Annotated in this window: 2 protein-coding genes (1 of these 2 only partly in view); both read right to left on the bottom strand. The window is 74.5% G+C overall.

The window, feature by feature from the left end; all coding sequences use genetic code 11:
- Nucleotides 1-31: 31 nt before the first annotated feature.
- Nucleotides 32-17,116, bottom strand: coding sequence for an SDR family NAD(P)-dependent oxidoreductase (locus ACIHCX_RS19585; protein WP_400031008.1), 17,085 nt, complete (start codon nucleotides 17,114-17,116; stop codon nucleotides 32-34).
- A gap of 21 nt (nucleotides 17,117-17,137) precedes the next feature.
- Nucleotides 17,138-25,715, bottom strand: the 3' portion of a protein-coding gene (locus ACIHCX_RS19580) for a type I polyketide synthase (RefSeq protein ID WP_400031006.1). The gene runs 19,994 nt beyond the window's last position; only the last 8,578 of its 28,572 coding nucleotides appear in the window; its start codon lies off the right edge, out of view; the stop codon is at nucleotides 17,138-17,140.

The following is a 25,715-nucleotide window of genomic DNA, read 5'->3' as shown; positions in this document are numbered from 1 at the left end:
TGTTTCGCACGTAGGTGGGGGTGGGCCCGGGTCAGGAATCCGACGACCGGCCGAGTTCGTTGTCGATGAAGGCGAAGATCTCCTCGGCGCTCGCCGCCTCGATCCGCTCCTCGACGGCCGGTCCGTTCCCGTCCGGGCCGGTGCCGTCCCAGGCGGCCAGCAGCCGCCGCAGCCGTCCCTCGACCCCGCGGCGTACGGCCTCGTCCACGCCGTCGGCGGACAGTTCCGCCTCCAGCCGGTCGAGCGCCGCCAGCGGGGACGCGGCCGTGCCGCTCCGGTCCCCGCCCGTCAGGGAGTCGGCCAGGTGCCGGGCCACGGCGGCGGGCGTCGGGTGGTCGAAGACCAGCGTGGACGGCAGCCGCACACCGGTGGCCGCGGAGAGCCGGGTGCGCAGTTCGACCGCCATCAGCGAGTCGAAGCCCAGCCGGCTGAAGTCCCGGTCGGCGGGGACCGCGTCGGCCCCGGAGTGACCGAGCACCGCGGCCGTCTCCTGGCGGACCAGGCCGACGAGGGTTTCGTGCCGCTGCTCGGCGCCGAGGCCGGCCAGTCGGCGGGCGAGCCCGTCGGCGCCGGCCGTGGCCGCCGCGCGGCGCCGGGCGCGGACCAGGGAGCGCAGCACCGCGGGCACCTCGCCGGCGTCGGGGGCCGCGGCGGACCGGGAGACCCGGATCGCCACGGCCAGGGCCTCGTCGTGGCCGTTCGCCGCGTCGAACAGGGCGAGGCCCTGGCGTTCGGTGAGCGGCGGCATCCCGGAGCGTTCCATGCGCTCGAGGTCGGCGTCGCTGAGCGTGCCGGTCATGCCGGCGCCCTGGCCCCACGGTCCCCAGGCGAGCGACAGGGCCGGCAGGCCCTGGGCCGCACGGTGCGCGGCGAGCGCGTCGAGGAACGTGTTGGCGGCGGCGTAGTTGCCCTGTCCGGGGCCGCCGGTGACGCCGGCCACGGAGGAGTACAGGACGAATCCGGCGAGCGGCAGGGCCCGGGTCGCCTCGTGCAGATGCCAGGCGGCGTCCGCCTTGGGCCGCAGCACGGTGTCGAGTTGCCCGGCGGTGAGGGTGCCGATCGTGGCGTCGTCGAGCACACCCGCCGTGTGCACGACCGCGGTCAGCGGGTGCTCGGGCGGCAGCCCGGCGAGCAGCGCGTCGACGGCGGACCGGTCGGAGACGTCGCAGGCCCGTACGGTGACCTCGGCGCCGAGCGCGGAGAGTTCCTCGCTCAGGGCGGTGGCCCCGGGTGCGTCGGGTCCGCGGCGGCCGGCCAGCAGCAGGTGCTTGATGCCGTGGCCGGTGACCAGGTGGCGGGCGAGGACGGCGCCGAGGCCGCCGGTGCCGCCGGTGATCAGTACGGTGCCGTCGCGGTCCCAGGCACGGACCTGGTCGGCGGCCGGGGCGGACGTGGACTCGGTGCGGGTGAGGCGGGCGACGGTGAGCGCGCCGCCGCGGACGGCGGCCTGGGTCTCGCCCGCGTCGAACAGGGCGGGCAGCGAGGCCAGGACGGCGGCGGCGGTCGCCTCGGCTGCGTCGGCCGGGTCGAGGTCGAGGAGCAGGAAGCCCCCCGGGTTCTCGGACTGGGCGGAGCGGACCAGGCCCCAGACGGCTGCCGCCGCCAGGTCGGTCACGTCCTCCCGGCCGGCCGCGACGGCGCCCCGGGTGACGATCGCGAGGCGGGAGTCCGCGGTGCGGGGGTCGGAGGTCCAGCGGCGCAGCAGGTCGAGCACCCTCGTGGTGGCGGCGCGGACCGCGGCGGGCAGATCGTGCCCGGCGGTGGGGCCGCCCTCGACCGGCAGCAGCATCAGCGACGGCAGGGGCGCCCCGCTGTCCAGCAGTTCGGCGAGCGAGTCCGCGCGGGTGACGAGGACGTTGTCCACCGCGGCGAGCGCGGTGTCCAGGTCGGGCAGCGCGTCGCCCAGTGCCGCGGCAGGCAACGTTTGCCCGTCAAGGAGCGGCGTCCGGTGCGTGCTCTCGGCGTGCCGGCCGGAAGTCCTCGTACTGGATGTACTCGGGCTTTCGGCCGGTGCGGCGAGAGGGCGTGCCGGGCGTCGCGACAGGGCAGACGTCGCCTGTCGGGGCGCTAGCACCGTCCAGGGGCCGCTGTCGCCGGAGCGCGGGGCCGGGGCGGGAGCGACCCAGTCCAGGGCGAGCAGCGCGGCGTCGTCCGTGGCGGGGGCGCCGGTGACGGGTGCGGCGACGGTGGCGCCCAGGGTGAGCGAGGCCACCGAGAGCACCGGGCCGCCCTGTAGGTCGGTCGCCTCCAGCGCCCAGGTGTCGTCGCCGGTGGCGGTGAGCCGTACCCGCAGGAGGACGGGGTGCGCGGCGTGCAGGACGAGCCCGTCCCAGGCGACGGCGTCGAGGGTGTCGTCTCCGGATCCGCCCCCGTCTCCGTCGAGGAGGACGGCGGCGCGGACCGCGGTGTCCAGGAGCGCCGGGTGCAGGGCGAACGCCTGCTCGGCCGGGCTCTGTTCGGTGATCTCGACCTCGGCGAAGACGTCCCCGCCGCGCCGCCAGGCGGCACGCAGCACGGACGGGCCGGTGGGTTCGGGCAGCTCATCGACCGGGGTGGCGTCGGCGGGCGGCCATACGGTGTCGACCGTGGCTGGGGCGGCGGGCGCGTCGGTGAGCGTGGCGGTGGCCCGCTCGACCCATGGGGCGTCGTCGCCGTCGACGCGGGTGTGCACGGTGAGGGTGCGCCGGCCGGTCTCGTCGGGGACGCCCACCAGTACCTGGAGGCGCTGGGGGCGGTTCCCGGTGAGCGCCAGGGGTGCGCCGACGATGAGGTTCTCGACGGTGGTGCGGTCGCACGCCTCGGCGGCGTGCAGCGCGAGTTCGGCGAGGACCGCGGTGGGCAGGGTGGTGGTGCCGTCCTCCGTGCGGCCGGTGAGCCAGGGCTGTGCGGCGGCGGACAGGCGCCCGCTGAGCAGCGTCTCGTCCGAGCCGGCGACCGATGTGGCGGCGGTGAGCAGCGGGTGCCCTCCGGCGTCCAGGCCCAGTCCGCCCGCGTCGCCGGGAGCGGCGGTGGTGTCGGGCCAGAAGCGGGTGCCCTGGAAGGCGTAGGTAGGCAGTTCGACGGTGCGGGCGCCGGTGCCGGCGAAGAGGGCGCTCCAGTCGGTGTCCAGGCCCGCGGTGTGCAGCCGGGCCAGGGCGGTCAGGACGGACGCGGTCTCGTCGCGGTCCTTGCGCAGCGCCGGCACGACGACCGTGCCGGTGTCCGGCAGGGAGGCGGCGGCGAGCGCGGAGAGCACTCCGTCGGGGCCGATCTCCAGGAAGGCGGTCACGCCCCGGTCGGCGAGCGCGCGGACACCGTCGGCGAACCGCACGGCCTCACGGACATGACGCACCCAGTAGTCGGCGTGGGTGTGGGTGCCCGCGGAGGGGACCTCACCGGTCACGTTGGACACGACCGGGATCCGCGGCTCGTGGTACGAGAGCGTCTCCGCGACCGCCCGGAAGTCCTCCAGCATCGGGTCCATCAGCGACGAGTGGAACGCGTGGCTGACGCGCAGCCGGGTGGTGCGGCGGCCGTCCGACTTCAGGAGGGCGACCAGCTGGTCGACGCCGTCCTCGGGGCCGGAGACGACGACGGAAGTGGGGCCGTTGACGGCGGCGACGGCGACCCCGTCGTCGAGCAGCGGCAGCACCTCGTCCTCGGCGGCCTCGACGGCGGCCATGGCGCCGCCCCCGGGCAGCGCGTCCATGAGCCGGGCGCGGGCGGCGACCAGCCGGCAGGCGTCCTCCAGCGAGAACACCCCGGCGACCTGCGCGGCCGCGATCTCACCGACCGAGTGACCGGCCACGAAGTCGGGGGTCACTCCCCAGGACTCCACCAGACGGTAGAGGGCGACCTCGACCGCGAACAGCGCGGGCTGGGTGAACACGGTGGAGTTCAGGGCGGCCTCGTCGGTGCCCCACATCACCTCACGGACGGAGGTGCCGAGTTCGGTCTCCAGCAGGGCGGTGACGGAGTCGAAGGCCTCGGCGAACACCGGGAACCGGGCGTGCAGTTCACGGCCCATGCCGAGGCGCTGGGCGCCCTGACCGGAGAACAGGAACGCCGGTGTACGGGCGGTGCCGGACTCGGCGCGCGCGGCCTCGGTGATGCCGTCGGGGCCCGCCAGCAGGACGGCCCGGTGCTCGAAGGAGGGCCGACTCGTCACCAGGGACAGTCCGATGTCGGCGCCGGACAGCTCCGGGTGTGCGGCGGCATGGGCGCGAAGCCGCTCCAGCTGGGCGTCGAGCGCCTGCTCGGAGCGGGTCGAGACGACCCACGGGGTGACGGCGGGCGTCACGGTGTCCTCGGCGGAGCGATCGTCCGCGGTGGGCTCGGGGGCGCCCTCGAGGATGACATGGGCGTTGGTGCCGCTGATGCCGAACGAGGACACACCGGCCCTGCGGACCCGGCCCGTCTCCGGCCAGGCGGTCTCCTCGGTGAGCAGCCGGACGGCGCCGAGGGACCAGTCGACGTGCGAGGACGGCTCGGTGACATGCAGGGTGCGCGGCAGCGTGCCCCGGTGCATCGCCATGACTATCTTGACGAGTCCGGCCGCACCGGCCGCGGACTGGGTGTGGCCGATGTTGGACTTCACCGAGCCGAGCAGCAGCGGCTGCTGGGGGTCGCGGTCGGAACCGTAGGTGGCGATCAGGGCCTGGGCCTCGATCGGGTCGCCCAGCGGAGTGCCGGTGCCGTGCGCCTCGACGGCGTCGACCTCACTCGCGTTCAGGCCCGCGTTGGCCAGCGCCTGGCGGATCACGCGCTGCTGGGAGGGGCCGTTGGGGGCGGTCAGTCCGTTGGAGGCGCCGTCCTGGTTGACGGCGGAGCCTCGGACCACGGCGAGCACCCGGTGTCCGGCGCGGCGGGCGTCGGAGAGGCGCTCCAGGACGAGCACGGCCGCGCCCTCGGACCAGCCGGTGCCGTCGGCGGAGTCGGAGAACGCCTTGCAGCGTCCGTCGTGGGCGAGACCGCCCATCTTCGAGAACCCGGCGAAGTTGGCGGGAGTGGTCATCACGGTGACACCGCCGGCCAGTGCCATGGTGCACTCCCCCGACCGCAGTGCCTGCGCGGCGAGGTGCAGCGAGACCAGGGAGGAAGAGCAGGCGGTGTCGACCGAGAGGGCGGGGCCCTCCAGGCCGAGCGTGTAGGAGAGGCGGCCGGAGACCACGCTCACCGCGAGGCCGGTGGTGGCGTGGCTGGCGATGTCGTCGCGGGAGCGCATGACCAGACCGGAGTAGTCCTGGCCGCTGACGCCCATGAAGACACCGGTACGGCTGCCGCGCAGGGCGGTCGGGTCCAGTCCGGCGCGCTCCACGGCCTCCCAGGTGACTTCGAGCAGGATGCGCTGCTGCGGGTCCATGGCGAGGGCCTCGCGCGGTGCGATGCCGAAGAAGTCGGCGTCGAACTCGGCGATGTCGCTGAGGAATCCGCCCTGCCCGGACAGGTCGCCCAGCTCGCCGCCGATGGTCGACGACTCCCACTCCCGGTCGGCGGGGAAGCCGGTGATGGCGTCGGTGCCGGAGGCCACCAGGTCCCACAGTTCCTCGGGCGATCCGACGCCGCCCGGGAAGCGGCAGCCCATCCCGACGATGACCACGGGGTCGTCGTCGGACGCGGCGGCGGTCTGCGGGGCGGCGAAGGCCTCCGCGGCGTCGGCGCCGAGCAGTTCGTCCAGGAGGTGCTCGGCAAGCTGCTGGGGCGTCGGGTAGTCGAAGACCAGGGTGGCGGTCAGGGTGAGTCCTGAGGCCTTGCCGAGCCGGTTGCGCAGTTCGATCGCAGTGAGCGAGTCGAAGCCCAGGCCACGGAACTCACGGCGGGCGTCTACGGCGTCGGCGGAACCGTGCCCGAGCACCGTGGCGGCCTCGGCCCGCACCAGGTCGACCACGAACGGCAGGCGCTGCTCCTCGGGCAGGACGGCCAGGCGCTCGGCGAGTCCGGCGCGGGCGACCGCGGCGGCGCCGGCCTTGGCCCGGCGTCCGCCGGTGCGGACCAGTCCACGCAGGATCGCGGGGACGCTCATGCCGGGCGGCAGCGAGCCGCCACCGCCGAGACCCAGCGGCACCACGAGCGGTTCGTCGGCGAGGGTGGCCGCGTCGTACAGGGCAAGGCCCCGCTCGACGGACAGCAGCGGCATGCCGCTGTTGTCGTTGATGCGGCGCATGTCCTCGTCGCTCAGTCCGCTCGTCATGCCGCTGCCCTGCTCCCAGGCGTTCCAGGCGAGCGAGGTGGCGGGCAGGCCGAGGGCCTGACGGTGCGCGGCCAGCGCGTCCAGGAAGGTGTTGCCCGCCGCGTAGTTGGCCTGACCTGGGCTGCCGAAGACGCCGGAGGTCGAGGAGTAGAGGACGAAGGCGGCCAGGTCGAGGTCGCGGGTGAGGTCGTGCAGATGCCAGGCGGCATCGACCTTCGGCCGCATGACGGTGTCGAGACGATCGGGGGTGAGGGAGGCGAGGATGCCGTCGTCCAGGACACCCGCCGTGTGCACCACCGCGGTCAGCGGGTGCTCGGCCGGAACGGAGGCGAGCAGCGCGGCGAGGGCGTCACGGTCGGCGACGTCACACGCGGCGACCCTGGCCTCGGCACCGAGATCAGTCAGCGTCTGGACGAGGTCGGCGGCACCGGGGGCGTCGGGTCCGCGGCGGCTGGTCAGCAGCAGGTGCTTGATGCCGTGCTCGGCGACCAGGTGGCGGGCCAGCGCGGAGGCGAGGCCGCCGGTACCGCCGGTGACCAGGACGGTGCCCTCGGGGTCCATGGCCCGGGGCATGGTCAGCACGATCTTGCCGATGTGCTGGGCCATGCTCATGAAGCGGAACGCCTCACGGGAGCGGCGGACGTCCCAGGCACGGACCGGCAGCGGGGACAGTACGTCCCGCTCGAAGAGGTCGACCAGGTCGAGCAGCATCTGCTGGATGTGGTCGGGGTCGACCATGCCCAGGTCGAAGAACCGGTAGGTGATGCCGTCCGAGGCGGAGTCGGCGTCCCGGATATCGGTCTTGCCCATCTCCAGGAACCGGCCACCCGTGCCGAGCAGCCGCATCGACGCGTCGACGAACTCCCCGGCCAGCGCGTTCAGGACGACATCGAGGCCCTGGTCCCCCGCGACCTCGGCGAAGGCCGTCTCGAAGTCGAGGGTGCGCGAGGAGGCGATGTGGTCGTCGGCGACCCCGAGGGAGCGCAGCACGTCCCACTTGCCCTCGCTGGCCGTCGCGAAGACCTCCGCACCGAGGTGGTGGGCGATCTGGATGGCCGCCATACCGACACCACCGGCGCCGGCGTGGATCAGTATCTTCTCCCCCGGCCGCAGCCCGGCGAGGTCCTTCAGCGCGTGGTAAGCGGTGAGGAACACCAGCGGCACGGACGACGCGGTCTCCCAGGACCAGTCGTCGGGGACCCGGGTCAGCAGACGCTCGTCGGCGACGCCCAGCGGGCCGAAACCGCCGAACACCATGCCCATGACGCGGTCGCCGGGGGCGAGCGCGGTGACATCCGGGCCGACCTCGGTGACTACGCCCGCGCCCTCGGAGCCGAACAGGCCCGCCTCACCGGGATACATGCCGAGCGCGTTGAGGACGTCGCGGAAGTTGAGGCCCGCGGCACGGATACCGATGCGCACCTCGCGGCCGGTGAGCGGTGCCACCGCCTCCGGGTACGGCAGCAGGGCGAGACCGTCGAGGCTGCCCTTGGCGCGGCAGCCCAACCGCCACGGCGTCCCGGCCGGCGGAACGAGGGAGGTGCCGGACTCCAGCCGGGCGAGCCGGCCGACCCGGACCACGCCCTCACGGACGACGGCCTGCGGCTCCTCCGCGTCGAACAGCCCCGCCAGCAGCGGCAGTCGGGCCATGGACTCGGCGGTGTCGTCGACATCGGCCAGCAGCAGCCGGCCCGGGTTCTCGGACTGGGCGGAACGCACCAGACCCCACACAGGGGCGGCGGCCAGATCGACCGCACCACGCTCACCGTCGGCAACCGCGTTCCGGGTGACCACCACAAGCCGGGAGGAGGCGAAGGCAGGCTCGGCCAGCCAGCCCTGCACCAGGGCCAGCACCTCGTGGGCCAGCTCATGAGCGGCTTCGGGTCCCGCGTCGGCGTCGCCCCGCACCGTCACGGCGACCATGTCGGGCACGGCCCCGGTCCGGGCGGCCAGCTCCTCGAGCGTCGCGGCCGGAGCGTGCACTCCCGCCACCGCCTCGGAGTCCGCGCCGAGCGCGGCGGTCAGGCCGAACGGGTCGTCACCCAGCACCGCCCAGGTGGCAGGGGCGGCGGGCGCCCCGAGCGTACGGGCGGTCCAGTCGACACGGAGCAGGGAGTTGGCCTCGTCACGGCGCGACTCGGCAGCGTCTCCCGGGCCCGCGGCACGCAGCGTCAGCGACTCCACGGAGACTACGGGCTGACCGCCCGGGTCGACCGCGGCGATCTGCACCGCGTCCTCGCCGCAGGAGGCGATCCGCACCCGCAGGGTGCTCGCCCCGTCCGCGTGCAGGGACGCGCCCTCCCAGGCGAACGGCAGCAGGCTGCGGTTGTCGCCCTCGGCGGAGAGGAAGACAGTGCTGTGCAGGGCGGCGTCGAAGAGCGCCGGGTGCAGACCGAACGCGTCGGCGTCCTCGACCGACTCGGGCAGCGCGACCTCGGCGTAGACCGTGTCGTCCTGCCGCCACACGGCACGCAGTCCGCGGAAGACCGGGCCGTACTCCAGACCGTCCGCGGCATAGCGTTCGAACATGCCGTCGATGTCGATCGCCTCGGCGTCGCGCGGCGGCCACACGGTGGCGTCGAAATCGATGACCTGCTCGCCCGAGCCGATACGGCCGGTGGCGTGCTGGGTCCACTCGGCGTCGAAGTCCTCACCGGGCCGGGTGAAGAAACGCAGCTCGCGAGAGCCCTCCTCGTCGGCGGCGCCCACGGAGATCTGCACCTGGACCGCGCCCGTGGCGGGCAGCACCAGCGGCGCGGCGATCATCAGTTCCTCGACCCGGTCACAGCCGGCCTGGTCGGCGGCGCGCACCGCCAGCTCCAGGAACCCGGTACCGGGGAAGAAGATCATGCCGCCGACGACATGGTCGGCCAGCCAGGGATGGGTGGCGGCCGACAGGGAGCCGGTCAGCAGGAGTTCGTCGGAGCCCGCCACCGACATGGCGGCACCGAGCAGCGGGTGGTCGGCCGAGGCCAGACCGAGGCCGGTGGCGTCCAGGGCGGCGGGGGCCGCCTTGGGCCAGTAACGCTCGTGTTGGAAGGCGTAGGTGGGCACGTCGGCGATGCGGGCGCCGGAGCCGGACAGCGGGGCCGACCAGTCGACGTCGACACCGGCGACGTACAGCCGGGCGACACCGCTGAGGACGGACACGGTCTCGTCGCGGTCCTTGCGCAGCGCCGGCACGACGACCGTGCCGGTGTCCGGCAGGGAGGCGGCGGCGAGCGCGGAGAGCACTCCGTCGGGGCCGATCTCCAGGAAGGCGGTCACGCCCCGGTCGGCGAGCGCGCGGACACCGTCGGCGAACCGCACGGCCTCACGGACATGGCGCACCCAGTAGTCGGCGTGGGTGTGTACGCCTGTGGAGGCGACCTCACCGGTCAGGTTGGACACGACCGGGATCCGCGGCTCGTGGTACGAGAGCGTCTCCGCGACCGCCCGGAAGTCCTCCAGCATCGGGTCCATCAAGGGCGAGTGGAAGGCATGGCTGACGCGCAGACGGGTGGTGCGGCGGCCCAGCGCGGCGAGCTGCTCGGCGACCGCAAGGGTGGCCTGCTCCTCACCCGAAACGACAACAGAGGTCGGACCGTTGACCGCGGCCACGTCCACGCCCTCGGTCAGCAGCGGCAGCACCTCGTCCTCAGCCGCCTCCACGGCGACCATGGCACCCCCACTCGGCAGCGCCTGCATCAACCCGGCACGCGTGGCCACCAGCCGGCAGGCGTCCTCCAGCGAGAACACCCCCGCCACATGCGCCGCCGCGATCTCACCGACCGAGTGACCGGCCACGAAGTCCGGGGTGACACCCCAGGACTCCACCAGACGGAACAGAGCGACCTCGACCGCGAACAGCGCGGGCTGGGTGAAGGCGGTGGCGTTCAGGGCGCCTTCGTCGGTGCCCCACATCACCTCACGGACGGATGCGTTGAGTTCGCTTTCCAGCAGGGCGGTGACGGAGTCGAAGGCTTCGGCGAACACCGGGAAGCGGGCGTGCAGTTCACGACCCATGCCGAGGCGCTGGGCGCCCTGACCTGAGAACAGGAAGGCATTGCGGTGCGGTTCGGCGACGCCCCGGGCGACTTCGGTGAGGGTGCCGTCGGCGGCGATCAGGACGGCCCGGTGCTCGAAGCCTGCTCGGCCGGTGGCCAGGGTGTAGGCGGTGTCGAGGGCGGGCAGCGCGTCGGCGGACTCCCGCAGCCGCTCCACCTGGGCGTCGAGCGCACCCTCGGACTTCGCCGAGACGGGCCAGGCGACGGCGCCGGGCACGGGCCGGTCGGCGACAGGCGCGGGCACCGGCTCGTCGGGGGCGCCCTCGAGGATGACATGGGCGTTGGTGCCGCTGATACCGAACGAGGACACACCGGCCCTGCGGACCCGGCCCGTCTCGGGCCAGGCGGTCTCCTCGGTGAGCACCTGTACGGCGCCCAGCGACCAGTCGACATGGGTGGACGGCTCGGTGACATGCAGGGTGCGCGGCAGGACGCCGTTGCGCATCGCCATGACCATCTTGACGAGCCCGGCGACACCGGCGGCGGCCTGCGTGTGGCCGATGTTGGACTTCACCGAGCTGAGCAGCAGCGGCTGCTGCGGGTCACGGTCGGAGCCATAGGTGGCCAGCAGGGCCTGGGCCTCGATCGGGTCACCGAGCGGAGTTCCGGTGCCATGCGCCTCGACGGCGTCGACATCACTCGTGTTCAGGCCCGCGTTGACCAGCGCCTGCCGGATGACCCGCTGCTGGGAGGGGCCGTTGGGGGCGGTCAGACCGTTGGAGGCACCGTCCTGGTTCACCGCGGAGCCACGCACCACGGCAAGCACCCGGTGCCCCGCGCGGCGGGCGTCGGAGAGGCGCTCCACCACGAGCACCGCCGCGCCCTCGGACCAGCCGGTGCCGTCGGCGGAGTCGGAGAATGCCTTGCAGCGGCCGTCCTGGGCGAGACCGCCCATCCGGGAGAACCCGGCGAAGTTGGCGGGAGTGGTCATCACGGTGACACCACCCACCAGAGCCATGCTGCACTCCCCCGACCGCAGCGCCTGCGCGGCGAGGTGCAGCGAGACCAGCGAGGAGGAGCAGGCCGTGTCGACCGAGAGGGCGGGGCCCTCCAGGCCGAGCGCGTAGGAGAGGCGGCCGGAGACCACACTGACGGCCAGACCGGCGGTGGCGTGGCCCGCGACGTCGTCACGGGACCCCATGACCAGGCTGGAGTAGTCCTGGCCGTTGACGCCCATGAAGACACCCGTACGGCTGCCGCGCAGGCCGGCCGGGTCGACCCCGGCGCGCTCGATGGCCTCCCAGGTCACTTCGAGCAGGATGCGCTGCTGCGGGTCCATGGCCAGGGCCTCGCGCGGCGAGATCCCGAAGAAGTCCGCGTCGAAACCGGCGATGTCGCTCAGGAACCCGCCCTGCGCGGACACGCCGCCGGCCTCACCGGCGACGAGCCTCGACGACTCCCACTCACGGTCGGCGGGGAAGCCGGTGATGGCGTCGGAACCGGACGCCAGGAGGTCCCACAGTTCCTCGGGCGATCCGACACCGCCCGGGAAGCGGCAGCCCATCCCCACGATGACGACCGGATCGTCGGCCGCCTCAGCAGCGGTCCGCGGGGCGGCGAAGATCTCGATGGCGTCGGCGCCGAGCAGTTCGTCCAGGAGATGGTCGGCGAGCTGCTCGGGCGTCGGGTAGTCGAAGACGAGCGTGGCGGGGAGGGTGAGACCGGTCGCCTTGCCGAGTCGGTTGCGCAGCTCGATCGCGGTGAGCGAGTCGAAGCCCAGAGCACGGAACTCACGGCGGGCGTCCACGGCGTCGGCGGAACCGTGCCCGAGGACCGCGGCGGCCTCCGCACGCACCAGGTCCACGACGAACGGCCGACGCTGCTCCTCGGGCAGGACGGCCAGACGCTCGGCCACACCGGCACGGGCGACCGCGGCGGTGGCCGCCCGGGCGCGGCGTCCACCGGTGCGGACCAGTCCGCGCAGGATCGCGGGGACGCCGGCACCGGCGGGCAACGGGCCACTGCCGCCCAGACCGAGGGGCACCACCAGCGGCTCGTCGGCGAGCATGGCGGCGTCGTACAGGGCCAGGCCCCGCTCGACGGACAGCAGCGGCATCCCACCGGCGTCGCTGATGCGGCGTGCGTCCTGACCGCTCAACTGGCCGGTCATGCCGACGCCTTGTTCCCAGGCTCCCCAGGCGAGGGAGGTGGCGGGCAGGCCGAGGGCCTGACGGTGCGCGGCGAGCGCGTCCAGGAAGGTGTTGCCCGCCGCGTAGTTGGCCTGACCGGGGCTGCCCATGACACCGGCCGTCGAGGAGTACAGGACGAAGGCGGCCAGGTCGAGATCGCGGGTCAGGTCGTGCAGATGCCAGGCGGCATCGACCTTCGGCCGCATGACGGTGTCGAGACGGTCCAGGGTGAGGGACGAGAGGATGCCGTCGTCCAGGACACCCGCCGTGTGCACCACCGCGGTCAGCGGATGCTCGGCCGGAACGGAGGCGAGCAGCGCCGCCAGAGCGTCACGGTCGGCGACATCACACGCGGCGACCCTGGCCTCGGCACCCAGGTCGGCCAGCGCCTGGACGAGGTCGGCGGCACCCGGGGCGTCGGGCCCCCGACGGCTGGTCAGCAGCAGACGCCTGATGCCGTACTCGGCGACCAGGTGGCGGGCCAGCGCGGAAGCAAGGCCACCGGTACCACCGGTGACCAGGACGGTCCCCTCGGGGTCCAGGGCGCGGGCGGAAGAATCACCGGACTCCAGCCGGGCGAGCCGACCGACCCGGACCGTGCCCTCACGGACGAGGGCCTGCGGCTCCTCCGCGTCGAACAGCCCCGCCAGCAGCGGCAGTCGGGCGAGCGAGTCGGCGGTGTCATCGACATCCGCCAGCAGCAGCCGGCCCGGGTTCTCGGACTGGGCGGAACGCACCAGACCCCACACGGGAGCGGCGGCCAGGTCGAGCGGGCCGCGCTCACCGTCGGCGACCGCATCCCGGGTGACCACCACAAGCCGGGAGGAGGCGAAGGCGGGCTCGGCCAGCCACCCCTGCACCAGGGCCAGCACCTCACACGTCAGCTCGCGAGCCGCTTCCGGTCCCGCGTCGACGTCACCGCGCACCGTCACAGCGACCATGTCGGGCACGCCCCCGGACCGGGCGGCCAACTCCTCGAGCGTCGCGGCCGGAGCATGCACCCCCGCCACCGCCTCGGAGTCCGCGGCCAGCGCGGCCGTCAGGCCGAACGGGTCCTCGCCCAGTACGGCCCAGGTGGCGGGCGCAGCCGGCGCCCCCACCGTACGAGGCGTCCAGTCGACGCGGAACAGCGAGTTGGAGTCGTCACGGCGCGACGCCGTACCGGCTCCCGAGTCCGCGGCACGCAGCGTCAGCGACTCCACGGAGAGGACCGGCTGACCCGCCGGGTCGACCGCCGCGATCTCCACCGTGTCCTCGCCGCAGGAGGCGATCCGCACCCGCAGGATGCTCGCCCCGTCCGCGTGCAGGGACACGCCCTCCCAGGCGAACGGCAGCAGTCCGCTGTCGTCGGAGAGGAAGGCGGTGCCGTGCAGGGCGGCGTGCAGCAGGGCCGGGTGCAGACCGAAGGCACCGGCATCCTCGACGGAGTCGGGCAGTTCGACCTCGGCGTAGACCGTGTCGTCCTGGCGCCAGACGGCACGCAGTCCACGGAAGACCGGGCCGTACTCCAGACCGTCTGAGGCAAAGCGGTCGAACAGCTCCTCGATGTCGACGGCCTCGGCGTCGCGCGGGGGCCACACCGTGGTGTCGAAGCCGCGGACGTGCTCGCCGGAGGCGATGCGGCCGGTGGCGTGCTGGGTCCACTCGGCGTCGAAGTCCTCACCGGGCCGGGTGAAGAAGCGCAGCTCACGGGAGCCGTCCTCGCCGGCGGCGCCGACGGAGATCTGCATCTGCACGGCGCCCGTGGCGGGCAGCACGAGCGGGGTGGCGATGGTCAGTTCCTGGACCCGGTCGCAGCCGGCCTGGTCGGCGGCGCGCACCGCCAGCTCCAGGAAACCGGAGCCGGGGAAGCAGACCATGCCGCCGACGCTGTGGTCGGCGAGCCAGGGATGGGTGGCGAGCGACAGGGTTCCGGTGAGCAGGAGTTCGTCGGAACCGGCCACCGACATGGCGGCGCCCAGCAGAGGGTGGTCGGCGGAGGCGAGGCCGAGACCGGTGGCGTCCACGGCGGTCGCGGTCGCCTTGGGCCAGTAACGCTCGTGTTGGAAGGCGTAGGTGGGCAGTTCGGCGGTGCGGGCGCCGGTGCCGTCGTGGAACGCGGCCCAGTCGACCGTGACGCCGGCCGTGTGCAGCCGGGCCAGCGCGGTGACGACGCTGTGCTCCTCGGGACGGTCCTTGCGCAGGAACGGAACGGTGAGGGCGGTGGCGGACTGCTGGGCCAGGGCGGCGAGCACACCGTCGGGGCCGAGTTCGAGCAGGACGTCGGCGCCGGCCTCGGCGAGCGCGCGGACGCCGTCGGCGAACCGGACGGCCTCGCGGACATGACGCACCCAGTACTCCGGGCTGGTCAACTGCCCGTCGGCGGCGAGCGTACCGGTCAGGTTGGAGACGACCGGGATCTGTGGCTCGTCGTAGGAGAGCGTCTCGGCGACCGCGCGGAAGTCGTCGAGCATGGGGTCCATCAGCGGCGAGTGGAAGGCATGGCTGACGCGCAGACGGGTGGTGCGGCGGCCCTGCGCGGCGAGCTGCTCGGCGACCGCGAGGGTGGCCTGCTCCTCACCCGAAACGACCACGGAGGTCGGGCCGTTCACCGCGGCGACAGCGACACCCTCGGTCAGCAGCGGCAGCACCTCGTCCTCGGTCGCCTCCACGGCGACCATGGCACCCCCACTCGGCAGCGCCTGCATCAACCCGGCACGCGCGGCCACCAGTCGGCAAGCGTCCTCCAGTGAGAACACCCCCGCCACATGCGCGGCCGCGATCTCACCGATGGAGTGGCCGGCGACGAAGTCGGGGGTGACGCCCCAGGACTCCACCAGGCGGTAGAGGGCGACCTCGACGGCGAAGAGGGCAGGCTGGGTGAAGCCCGTCTCGTTCAGCGGGGCTTCCTCGTCGCCCCAGATGATGTCGCCGAGGCTCGCGCCGAGTTCCTCGTCGAGCAGGACCAGGACGCGGTCCAGGGCTTCGGCGAACACCGGGAAGCGAGCGTGCAGTTCACGACCCATGCCGAGGCGCTGGGCGCCCTGACCGGAGAACAGGAAGGCGCTGCGGGTGCGGCCGACGGGCCGACCCTCGTGGGCGTCCGGGGCGGGGTCCCCCGCCAGCCAGGAGGTGAGCGCCTGACGACCGGTGGTGCCGTCCGCGTCGGTGACGACCGAGAGCCGGTGCTCCAGGGCCGCGCGGGTGGTGGCCAGCGAGTACGCGGTGTCCAGTGCGCCGGCGGCGCCGGGGGCGTCCAGGTGGGCGAGGAGGGCGGCGGCCTGCTCGCGCAGGGCGGCGGCGGAGCGCGCCGAGAGCACCCAGGGCAGGACACCGGCGGTGCGGGGCGCGGCCGGTGCCTCTTCCGACGGGTCGGCCGACGCCTCTTCCGGCTGATGGGCGGGGGCCTGAGGCGCCTGCTCGACGATGACATGGGCGTTGGTGCCGCTGACGCCGAAGGAGGAGACGCCGGAGCGGCGGGGGCGGTCGGGCGCGGTGGGCCAGGGGCGGTTCTCGGTGAGCAGCTCGACCTTGCCCGCCGTCCAGTCGACATGGGTGGAGGGCCGGTCGACGTGCAGGGTCTTCGGCAGCACCCCGTTGCGCATCGCCATGATCATCTTCGTGATCCCGGCGACGCCGGACGCGGCCTGGGTGTGGCCCATGTTCGACTTGATCGAGCCGAGCAGCAGGGGCTGTTCACGGTCCTGGCCGTAGGTGGCGAGGATGCTCTGGGCCTCGATGGGGTCGCCGAGCGGGGTGCCGGTGCCGTGCGCCTCGACCACGTCGACATCGGCGGGGTTCAGGCCCGCGTTGGAGAGGGCCTGCCGGATGACGCGCTGCTGGGAGGGGCCGTTGGGGGCGGTGAAGCCGTTGGAGGCGCCGTCCTGGTTGACGGCGGAGCCGCGGATGACGGCGAGCACGGGGTGGCCGTTGCGCTGGGCGTCGGAGAGACGCTCCAGGGCGAGCACGGCCGCGCCCTCGGACCAGCCGGTGCCGTCGGCGGAGTCGGAGAACGCCTTGCACCGGCCGTCGCCGGCGAGACCGCCCTGCCGGCTGAACTCGACCAGGGAGCCCGGCGTCGACATCACATTGACGCCGCCGGCCAGTGCCAGGCTGCACTCGCCGTTGCGCAGCGACTGCACAGCGAGGTGCAGCGCCACGAGCGAGGAGGAGCAGGCGGTGTCGACAGTGATCGCCGGCCCCTCCAGGCCGAAGGTGTACGACAGCCGGCCGGAGACGGCACTGGCGGCGATGCCGGTGCCGACGTCTCCGGTGGCGTCGTCCAGGGACCGCACCAGCAGATAGGCGTAGTCCTGCCCGTTGGTGCCGATGAACGTGCCGGTGCGGGTGCCGCGCAGCCGGGTGGCGTCGATGCGGGCGCGCTCGATCGCCTCCCAGGAGGTCTCCAGGAGCAGTCGCTGCTGCGGGTCCATGGTGACGGCCTCGCGCGGCGAGATCCCGAAGAAGCCGGGGTCGAAGTCGGCGATGGAGTCCAGGAATCCGCCCCGCTGGCTGACGGAGGTGTCCCGGTCGTCGATGCCGCTGGTGCGCAGCGCCTCCAGGTCCCAGCCGCGGTCGTCCGGGAACTCGGAGATCACATCGGTGCCGTCGGCGACCATCTCCCACAGGGCCTGCGGGGAGTCGACGCCGCCGGGGAAGCGGCAGCCCATGCCGACCACGGCGATCGGCTCCCGGGCCGCGGCCACGATCGTCCGGTTGCGGCGTCGCAGCCGCTCGGTCTCCTTGACCGCGGCGCGCAGTGCCGCGACCACGTTCTCAGCGGGGGCGTTCATCGTCTGCTCCATCACTTCGCGCTACAGGTCGGACTGGCCGCCGAGCGCGGCCCGCACCAGGTCTGCCACTGTCATCGAGTCGACGGACTCGCCGTCTTCGTCGCCGCCCCCACCGCCGCGTCCGGCGAGCTGGAGCAGCGGCTCCAGGACCCCGATCTCACGCAGTTGGTCGAGCGGGACGGAGGCCAGTACGGCCCTGATCTCGGTCTCCTCGTCGGACACGGCCGGCCCGGCCTCGTCGGGGGCGAGCCGGGCGAGGACGAACTCGCCCAGCGCCAGCGGCGTCGGGTGGTCGAAGACCAGCGTCGCGGGCAGGCTCAGACCGGTCTCGGCGCCGAGCTGGTTGCGCAGCTCGACCGCGCCGAGCGAGTCCACCCCGAGGTCCCGGAAGGACCGTTCGGCTCCGACGGCGTCGATGTCCGGATAGCCGAGGACCTGCGCGGCACGGGTGCGCACCAGGTCCACGACGGTGTCCAGGCGGCGGGCCGGCGCCATGCCCGCCAGCCGGTCGGCGAGGGCGCCCTCCGGGGACGCGGGCGCCGCGGCGGCGACGGTCTCCCGGTAGCCGGGGAACTCCCGCAGCAGGGCGCTCGGCCGGGCGCCGCCGAAGGCGGAGGCGAACCGGTCGAGGTCGACCTCGGCGACCACCGCGGTCGGCTCCTTGCCGGTGACCAGCCGCAGCAGCGACTCCACGGCGAGGTCCGGGTCCATGGCGGCGACGCCGGCCCGGCGGGCCGCGTCGTCCGCGCCGTGGCCGTCGGCCATGCCGCCGCCGCCCCAGGCGCCCCAGGACACGGAGGTCGCGGGCAGTTTCCGCACCCGGCGGGCCTCGGCGAGGGCGTCCAGGACCGCGTTGGCCGCCGCGTAGTTGGCCTGGCCGGGGTTGCCGACCGCGGAGGAGGCGGACGAGAACAGGACGAACGCGGTCAGGTCGAGGTCGCGGGTCAGCTCGTCGAGCAGCAGCGCCGAGGTCACCTTCGCGCGGAACACCTTCTGGTACCGCTCCGGGGTGAGCCGGTCGATGACACCGTCGTCGAGCACGCCCGCCGCGTGCAGCACCGCGGTCAGCGGCCGGTCGGCCGGGATCGCGTCGAGCACCGCGGCCAGCTGGCCCCGGTCGGAGGCGTCGCAGGCGGTGAGGGTGACGCCGGTGCCGAGCGCCTGGAGTTCGTCACGCAGGGCGGTGGCGCCGGGCGCCTCGGCTCCGCGGCGGCTCAGCAGCACCAGGTGCTGGACGCCGTCCTTGGCCAGTCGGCGGGCCACATGGGCGCCGATGGCTCCGGTGCCGCCGGTGATCAGCACGGTCCCGGTCGGGTCCCAGGCGCCGCTCTGTCCGCGGTCCGGGGCCGGCACCAGGCGGCGGGCGAGGACGGCGGAGCCGCGCACGGCGACCTGGTCCTCCCCGTCGAGTCCGGCGAGGACGGCGGCCAGTCCGGCGGCGGCCCGTTCGTCGGCGCGCTCCGGCAGGTCCACCAGACCGCCCCAGCGGTTCGGGTACTCCAGCGCGGCCACCCGGCCCAGGCCCCACACGGCGGCCTGCAGCGGCCGGCGCGGACGGTCGGAGCGGTTGGCGGACACGGCGCTGCGGGTGACGCACCACAGCGGGGCCTCGATCCCGGCGTCGCCGAGCGCCTGGAGCAGCGTGCCGGTGAGGGCGACGCCCTCCGGCACGTCGCCGTGCACGGTCTCGCGCAGGGCCAGCAGGGAGACGACGCCGCCGAAGCCGGTGCCCTCCCCGGCGGCCTCCCGCAGGGTGGCGGCCATGGCCTCCCGGCCGTCGGCGCCGACCTCGGCGCGCACCACCCGGGTGCCCAGGGCATCCAGCGCGGTCGTCACCCACGGGTCCTCGCCGAGGCCCTCGGGGACGACGGCCAGCCAGGTGCCGGTGAGCGGCTTGCGGTGGGCCATCGCCGCGCCGGTCAGACGCTTCCACACGATGCGGTGGCGCCAGCGGTCGAGCCGGGTCTCCTCGGAGGTGCGGCGACGCCAGTCGAGCAGCGCCGGCAGCACCTTGGACAGGGCGTCGCCCTCGACGTCGAGGACGGACTCCAGCGAGCCGAAGTCCTCCTGCGCGACGGCGTCCCAGAAGGCGCTGTCGGTGCCGTCGGCCTCCCCGGCGGTCGCGCCGCCCTGCGGGGCGGTGGGCAGGGTGTCCGGCCAGAACCGGCCGCGCTGGAAGGCGTAGGTCGGCAGGTCCAGCCAGAAGCCGGGGGCGGCGTCGAAGAAGGCGTCCCAGCGGGGTCCGGCGGCGTGCACGTGCAGCCGGCCGAGGGCGGCGACCAGGGTCTCCACCTCGTCGCGGTTGCGGCGCTGCGCGGGGATGCTCACGGTGTCCGGGGCGCTCTGCTCGGCCAGCGCGGACAGCACCGCGTCGGGGCCGAGTTCGAGGAAGACCCGGACGCCACGGCCGGCCAGTGCGGTGACGCCGTCGGCGAACCGGACGGTGCCGCGCACATGGCGCACCCAGTAGTCGGCGTCGCACAGTTCGTCGGCGCCCGCCACGTCGCCGCTCACGTTGGACACGACGGCGATGCGGGGTGCCTCGTAGCGCAGGCTCTCGGCGACCTTGCGGAACTCGGCGAGCATCGGGTCCATCAGCACCGAGTGGAAGGCGTGGCTGACCTTGAGGCGGGAGGTGCGGCGGCCCCGCTCGGCGAGGACGGCGGCCACGGCGAGCACCGCGTCCTCCGCACCGGCGAGCACCACGGAGGTGGGGCCGTTGACCGCGGCGATCGACACCGCCTCGGTGAGTTCGGCGGCGACCTCCTGCTCGGTGGCCTCGACCGCGACCATGGCGCCGCCGCGCGGCAGGTCCTGCATCAGGCGGGCCCGGGCGGCGACCAGCCGGCAGGCGTCGTCCAGGGAGAGGACGCCCGCGACATGGGCGGCGGCGATCTCGCCGACGGAGTGTCCTGCGACGAAGTCCGGCGTCACTCCCCAGGACTCCATCAGGCGGTACAGGGCGACCTCGAAGGCGAACAGCGCGGGCTGGGTGTGCCCGGTCTCGTTCAGGGTCTCCTGGTCGCCGTGCCAGACGACGTCCCGCAGCGAGGCGCCGAGGTGGCCGTCGAGCCGGGCGAGGACCGCGTCGAACGCCTCGGCGAACGCCGGGAACCGCTCGTACAGGTCCCGGCCCATGCCGAGTTGCTGGGAGCCCTGTCCGGAGAAGAGCACGGCGTGCTTGCCGGTGCGCTCCACCTGGTGCTCGACGATGTGCGCGGCGGTGGTGCCCTCCGCGACGGCGGTGAGTCCGGCGATCAGGGCGTCCCGGTCGGCGGCGGTCACCGCGGCCCGGTGCTCGAAGACGGCGCGGGTGGTGGCCAGGGTGCGGGCCAGATCGGTGACCGTCTCCTCGGGGTGTCCCGCCACATGGGCCAGGAGCTTGCGGGCCTGGGCGCGCAGCGCGTTCTGCGAGCGGCCGGACAGCAGGACCGGGACGGGCGTGCCGTCCTCGGCGGGCCGGGCGCTCTCCACGGGCTGCTTGACGGGCTCCGGCTGCTCCAGGATCAGGTGGGCGTTGGTGCCGCTGGCCCCGAAGGAGGAGACGGCGGCTCGGCGCACCCGCTCCGACTCGGGCCAGGGGGTCAGCTCGGTGAGCAGGCGGGCGTTGCCCGCGGTCCAGTCGACGTGCGAGGAGGGGTTCTCGGTGTACAGCGAGCGCGGCAGCAGACCGTGCTGCATGGCGAGCACCATCTTGATGACGCCGCCGACACCGGACGCGGCCTGCGTGTGACCGATGTTGGCCTTCAGCGAGCCGACGAGCACGGGCCGCTCGCGGTCCTGTCCGTAGGTGGCGAGCAGGGCCTGTGCCTCGATCGGGTCGCCGAGCTTGGTGCCGGTGCCGTGCGCCTCGACGGCGTCGACGTCGGCGGCCTCCAGGCGGGCGTTGGCGAGGGCCTGGCGGATGACGCGCTGCTGGGCGGGGCCGCTGGGCGCGGTCAGTCCGTTGGAGGCGCCGTCCTGGTTGATGGCGGAGCCGCGCAGCACGGCGAGCACCCGGTGGCCGTTGCGGCGGGCGTCGGACAGGCGCTCGACGACGAGCATGCCGACACCCTCCGACCAGCCGGTGCCGCCCGCGTCCTCGGAGAAGGCGCGGCAGCGGCCGTCGGGCGACAGCGCGCCCTGGGCGCTGAACTCCACGAAGCCGACCGGGGTGGCCATCACGGTGACACCGCCGGCCAGGGCGATCGAGCACTCGCCGGAGCGCAGGGCCTGGGCGGCCAGGTGCAGGGCGACCAGGGAGGAGGAGCAGGCGGTGTCGACGGACACCGTGGGGCCCTGGATGCCGAAGGTGTAGGCGAGGCGGCCGGACAGCAGGCTGGCGGACTGGGCGGTCTGCCACTGGCCGTACTCGGCGGGCGGCCGGTAGTCGCCGGAGCCGCCGCCGACGAAGACGCCGGTGGTGCCGCTGCCGCGCAGGGTGCCGGGGTCGATGCCGGCCCGCTCCAGGGCCTCCCAGGACGCCTCGAGCAAGATCCGCTGCTGCGGGTCCATCACCATGGCCTCGCGTGGCGAGACACCGAACAGACCGGGGTCGAAGTCGGTGGCGTCGTAGAGGAATCCGCCCTGGTCGGTGGCGCTGCGGCCCGGTCCGTCGCCGGCCAGGGCGTCGAGGTCCCAGCCGCGGTCGGCCGGGAAGTCGCCGACGGCGTCCACCTCGTCGAGGACGAGCTGCCACAGGTCCTCGGGCGAGTTGACGCCGCCGGGGAAGCGGCAGGCCATGCCGACGATGACGATCGGGTCGTCGCCGGTGGCGGCGGGCGCGGCCACCGGGGCGGCGGTGTCCGTGGCGCCGCCGAGGAGTTCGGTGCGCAGGTGTGCGGCGAGCGCCGCGGGGTTGGCGTGGTCGAAGACCAGGGTCGCGGGCAGTGTGATGCCGGTGGCGGCGGTGAGCTGGTTGCGCAGGTCCACGGCGGTCAGCGAGTCGAAGCCGAGGTCCCGGAAGGGCAGGTCGGGTTCGACGAGCGTGGTGTCCGCGTGGCCGAGGACCAGGGCGGCCTTCTCGCTGACCAGGGCGAGCAGGATGTCGTCCCGGTCGGCGGCGGGCTGCTCCAGGAGCCACCGGCCGTAGCCGTCGGAGGCGGTGGCCCCTTCGGCACGGTCGCGGGCCGCGCCGGCGAGGGCGGTCCTGGCCTCGGGCAGGCCGTCGAAGAGCGCGGTCGGCCGGGTCTCGTGGTGCGCCGGGGCGAAGGTGTCCCAGCGGACGTCGGCGACGGTGACCGCGGCGGAGCCGTCGGCGACGGCACCGGCGAGGGCGGTCAGGGCGGCGTCGGCGTCCATCACCGGAAGGCCGTTCATCCGCAGATGGGCGGTGGTCGACGGGTCGGTCAGCTCGGCCCAGGCGTTCCAGGAGACGGCCAGCGCGGGCGTCCCCTCGGCGCGCAGGGCGCGGGCGAGGGCGTCCACATAGGCGCCGCCCGCGGCCTCGTCGGTCCGGCCGCGCACGCCCCAGACCCCGGCGACGGAGCCGAAGAGCACGAACGCGTCCAGGGAGCGGCCAGTGACGGCCTCGGCGAGGGTGTCCACCGGGGCGAGGGCGGCGGCCGGGCCGTCCGCCGGGGTGTCGTCGGCGTACACGACCGCGGTGAGGCCGGTCAGTCCGTCCAGGAGGGCGCGGGCCGCGTCCCGGTCGCCGCCGTCGTACGGGGCGACGGTGACCTCGGCGCCGAGCCGGCCGAGTTCGGCCCTCAGCTCCTCGGTGTCGGTGGCACTGTCGGCCGGGGAGGTGGTCAGCACCAGGCGGGCGGCGCCCTCGCGGGCGAGCCAGCGGGCGGCGCGGGCGCCCATGGTGCGGGTGCCGCCGACGACCAGGACGGTGCCGTGCGGGCGCCATCCGGAGTCGCCGGGGGCGACGGCGGTGCGCACCAGGCGGCGGCCGAAGAGACCGGCGGCGCGGACGGCGATCTGGTCCTCGCTGCCGGGCTCGGCCAGGTGGGCGACGAGCAGGGCCGCGGTGGCGGCGTCGGCGTCGGGCGCGAGGTCGGCGAGGCCGCCGAAGCGCTCGGGGTGCTCAAGGGCGGCGACCCGGCCCATGCCCCAGAGGGCGGCCTGACCGACGGCGGCGGGTGCCTCTCCGGCGACGGAGACGGCGCCGCGGGTGACGCACCACAGCGGGGCGTCGACGCCGGCGGCCTCGAGGGCCTCCAGGACGGCGGCCGGTGCGGCGTCGGGGGCCGGCAGGGTGCCGGTGCCCGCGGCGAGCAGCGAGACCACCAGGGTCCAGCCGGCCGGGTCGAGAGCGGCGAGTTCCCTGGCGAGGGAGCCGGAGGTCCCGTCGACGACGAGCGGGTCGGCGCCCAGGGCGGCGACCAGGGTCTCCGCCCAGTCCGTGCCGGCGTGTTCGGCGGGCACCAGGGCCAGGACGCGGCCGGCCCCCGCGGGGTGCGCCGGGGTGCCGAGCACGGTCCAGCTCTCGTGGTAGCGCCAGTCGCGGGCGGTGGAGCGGGCGTCGGTGCGGCGGCGCCAGGCGGACAGCGCGGGCACCATCGTGGTGACGGTGTCGCCGTCCAGGCCCAGGGAGGCCGTGAGGCTCTCCAGGTCCTCCCGCTCGACGGCGGCCCAGAAGGCGGCGTCGACGGGGTCCTGGACGCCGGTGGCGCCGGGCGCGGCGGGCTCGGGCCAGTAGCGCTCGCGCTGGAAGGCGTACGTCGGCAGTTCCACGCGGTGCCCGCCGGTGCCGGCGAACCAGGCGGTCCAGTCGGGTCCGGCGCCCTGGGTGTGCAGGGTGGCCAGGCCCTCCAGGAGGGTGGTCTCCTCGGAGCGGTCGCGGCGCTGGAGCGCGACGACGGTGGCGGGTGCCTCGTCGGCGGACGCGTCCAGGGTCTGCTGGGCGGCGGCGGTGAGCTGTCCGTCCGGGCCGATCTCGACGAAGGTGGTGACACCGTCCTCGTGCAGCGCCCGGACGCCGTCGGCGAACCGTACGGTCTCGCGGACGTGCCGCACCCAGTAGCCGGGGGTGAGGAGTTCGGCTCCGGCGGGGGCGCCGGTCACCGTGGAGACCAGCGGGATGACGGGCTCGTGGTAGGTGAGGGACTCCGCGACCCGGGCGAAGTCGGCGAGCATCGGGTCCATGAGCGGCGAGTGGAAGGCATGGCTCACCCGCAGCCGGGTGGTCTTGCGGTCCTGCGCCTCGAAGTGCGCGGCGAACGCGGCGACTTCGTCCTCGTCACCGGCGACGACCACCGCCGAAGGACCGTTGACCGCCGCGATCGACACCCGCTCCGTCAGATGCGGGAGCACCTCCTCCTCGGTGGCGCGCACCGCGAGCATCGCACCGCCCCGCGGCAGCTCCTGCATCAGGGAGGCGCGGGCGGCGACCAGTCGGCAGGCGTCCTCCAGCGAGAACACCCCCGCCACATGCGCGGCGGCGATCTCACCGATGGAGTGACCGGCGACCTGGTCGGGGGTCAGGCCCCAGGACTCCAGGAGGCGGTGGAGGGCGACCTCGACGGCGAACAGCGCGGGCTGGGTCCAGCCGGTCTCGTTCAGCCGCTCGGCCTCGGGCGTGCCCGGCTCGGCGAACAGAACGTCCCGCAGCGAGAAGGCCAGCGCGGTGTCGAACTGCGCGAGGACCGTGTCCAGGGCGTCGGCGAACGCCGGGTACCGCTCGTAGAGTTCGCGGCCCATCAGGGCGCGCTGGGCGCCCTGGCCGGAGAACAGGAAGGCGGTACGGCCCCGGGTGCGGGACGCGAGCGAACGGGCCGTCTCGCGCACCCCGTCGGGGCCGGCGAGGAGTACGGCGCGGTGCGGGAAGAGGGTGCGGTCGGTGGCCAGGGAGCGGCCGACGTCCAGCGGGGAGAGCTCCGGCTGGGCGGCGGCGTACGCGGTGAGCCGGTCGACCTGGTCCTGAAGGGCCTCGCGGCTGCGGCCGGAGACGATCCACGGGACGGTGGTGACCTCGGCGGCGGGGGCGGGCTCGTCGGTGGGCGCGACCACGGGCTCGTCGATGGGAGCCTGCTCCACGATGACATGCGCATTGGTGCCGCTGACGCCGAAGGCGGAGACACCGGCGCGCCTCGGCCGTCCGGTCTCGGGCCAGTCGCGCTCCTCGGTGAGCAGCGACACCGCGCCGCTGCTCCAGTCGACATGGCTGGTGGGGCTGGTGACGTGCAGGGTGCGCGGCAGGGTGCCGTGCTGCATCGCCAGCAGCATCTTGATGACGCCGGCGACGCCCGCGGCGGCCTGGGTGTGGCCGATGTTGGACTTGACGGTGCCGAGCAGCAGCGGCTGGTCGGTGTCCCGGCCCGGGCCGTAGGTGTTGAGGAGGGCCTGCGCCTCGATCGGGTCGCCGAGGGTGGTGCCGGTGCCGTGCGCCTCGACCGCGTCGATCTCGGACGGCGCGAGACGGGCGTCCGCGAGGGCCTGGCGGATGACGCGCTGCTGGGACGGGCCGTTGGGCGCGGTCAGACCGTTGGAGGCGCCGTCCTGGTTGACGGCGGTGCCGCGGATGATGCCGCGGACCTCGTGGCCGTTGCGGATCGCGTCGGAGAGCCGCTCCAGGACCAGGATGCCGACGCCCTCGGACCAGGCGGTGCCGTCGGCGTCGTCGGAGAACGGCTTGCAGTGGCCGTCGGGGGCCAGGCCGCCCTGGGTGCTGAAC

Origin of the sequence: Streptomyces sp. NPDC052043 (genome assembly GCF_044548235.1) — a bacterium.
In the GTDB taxonomy this organism is placed as follows: Bacteria; Actinomycetota; Actinomycetes; order Streptomycetales; family Streptomycetaceae; genus Streptomyces.
This window is presented reverse-complemented; position numbering and strand designations above follow the sequence as displayed.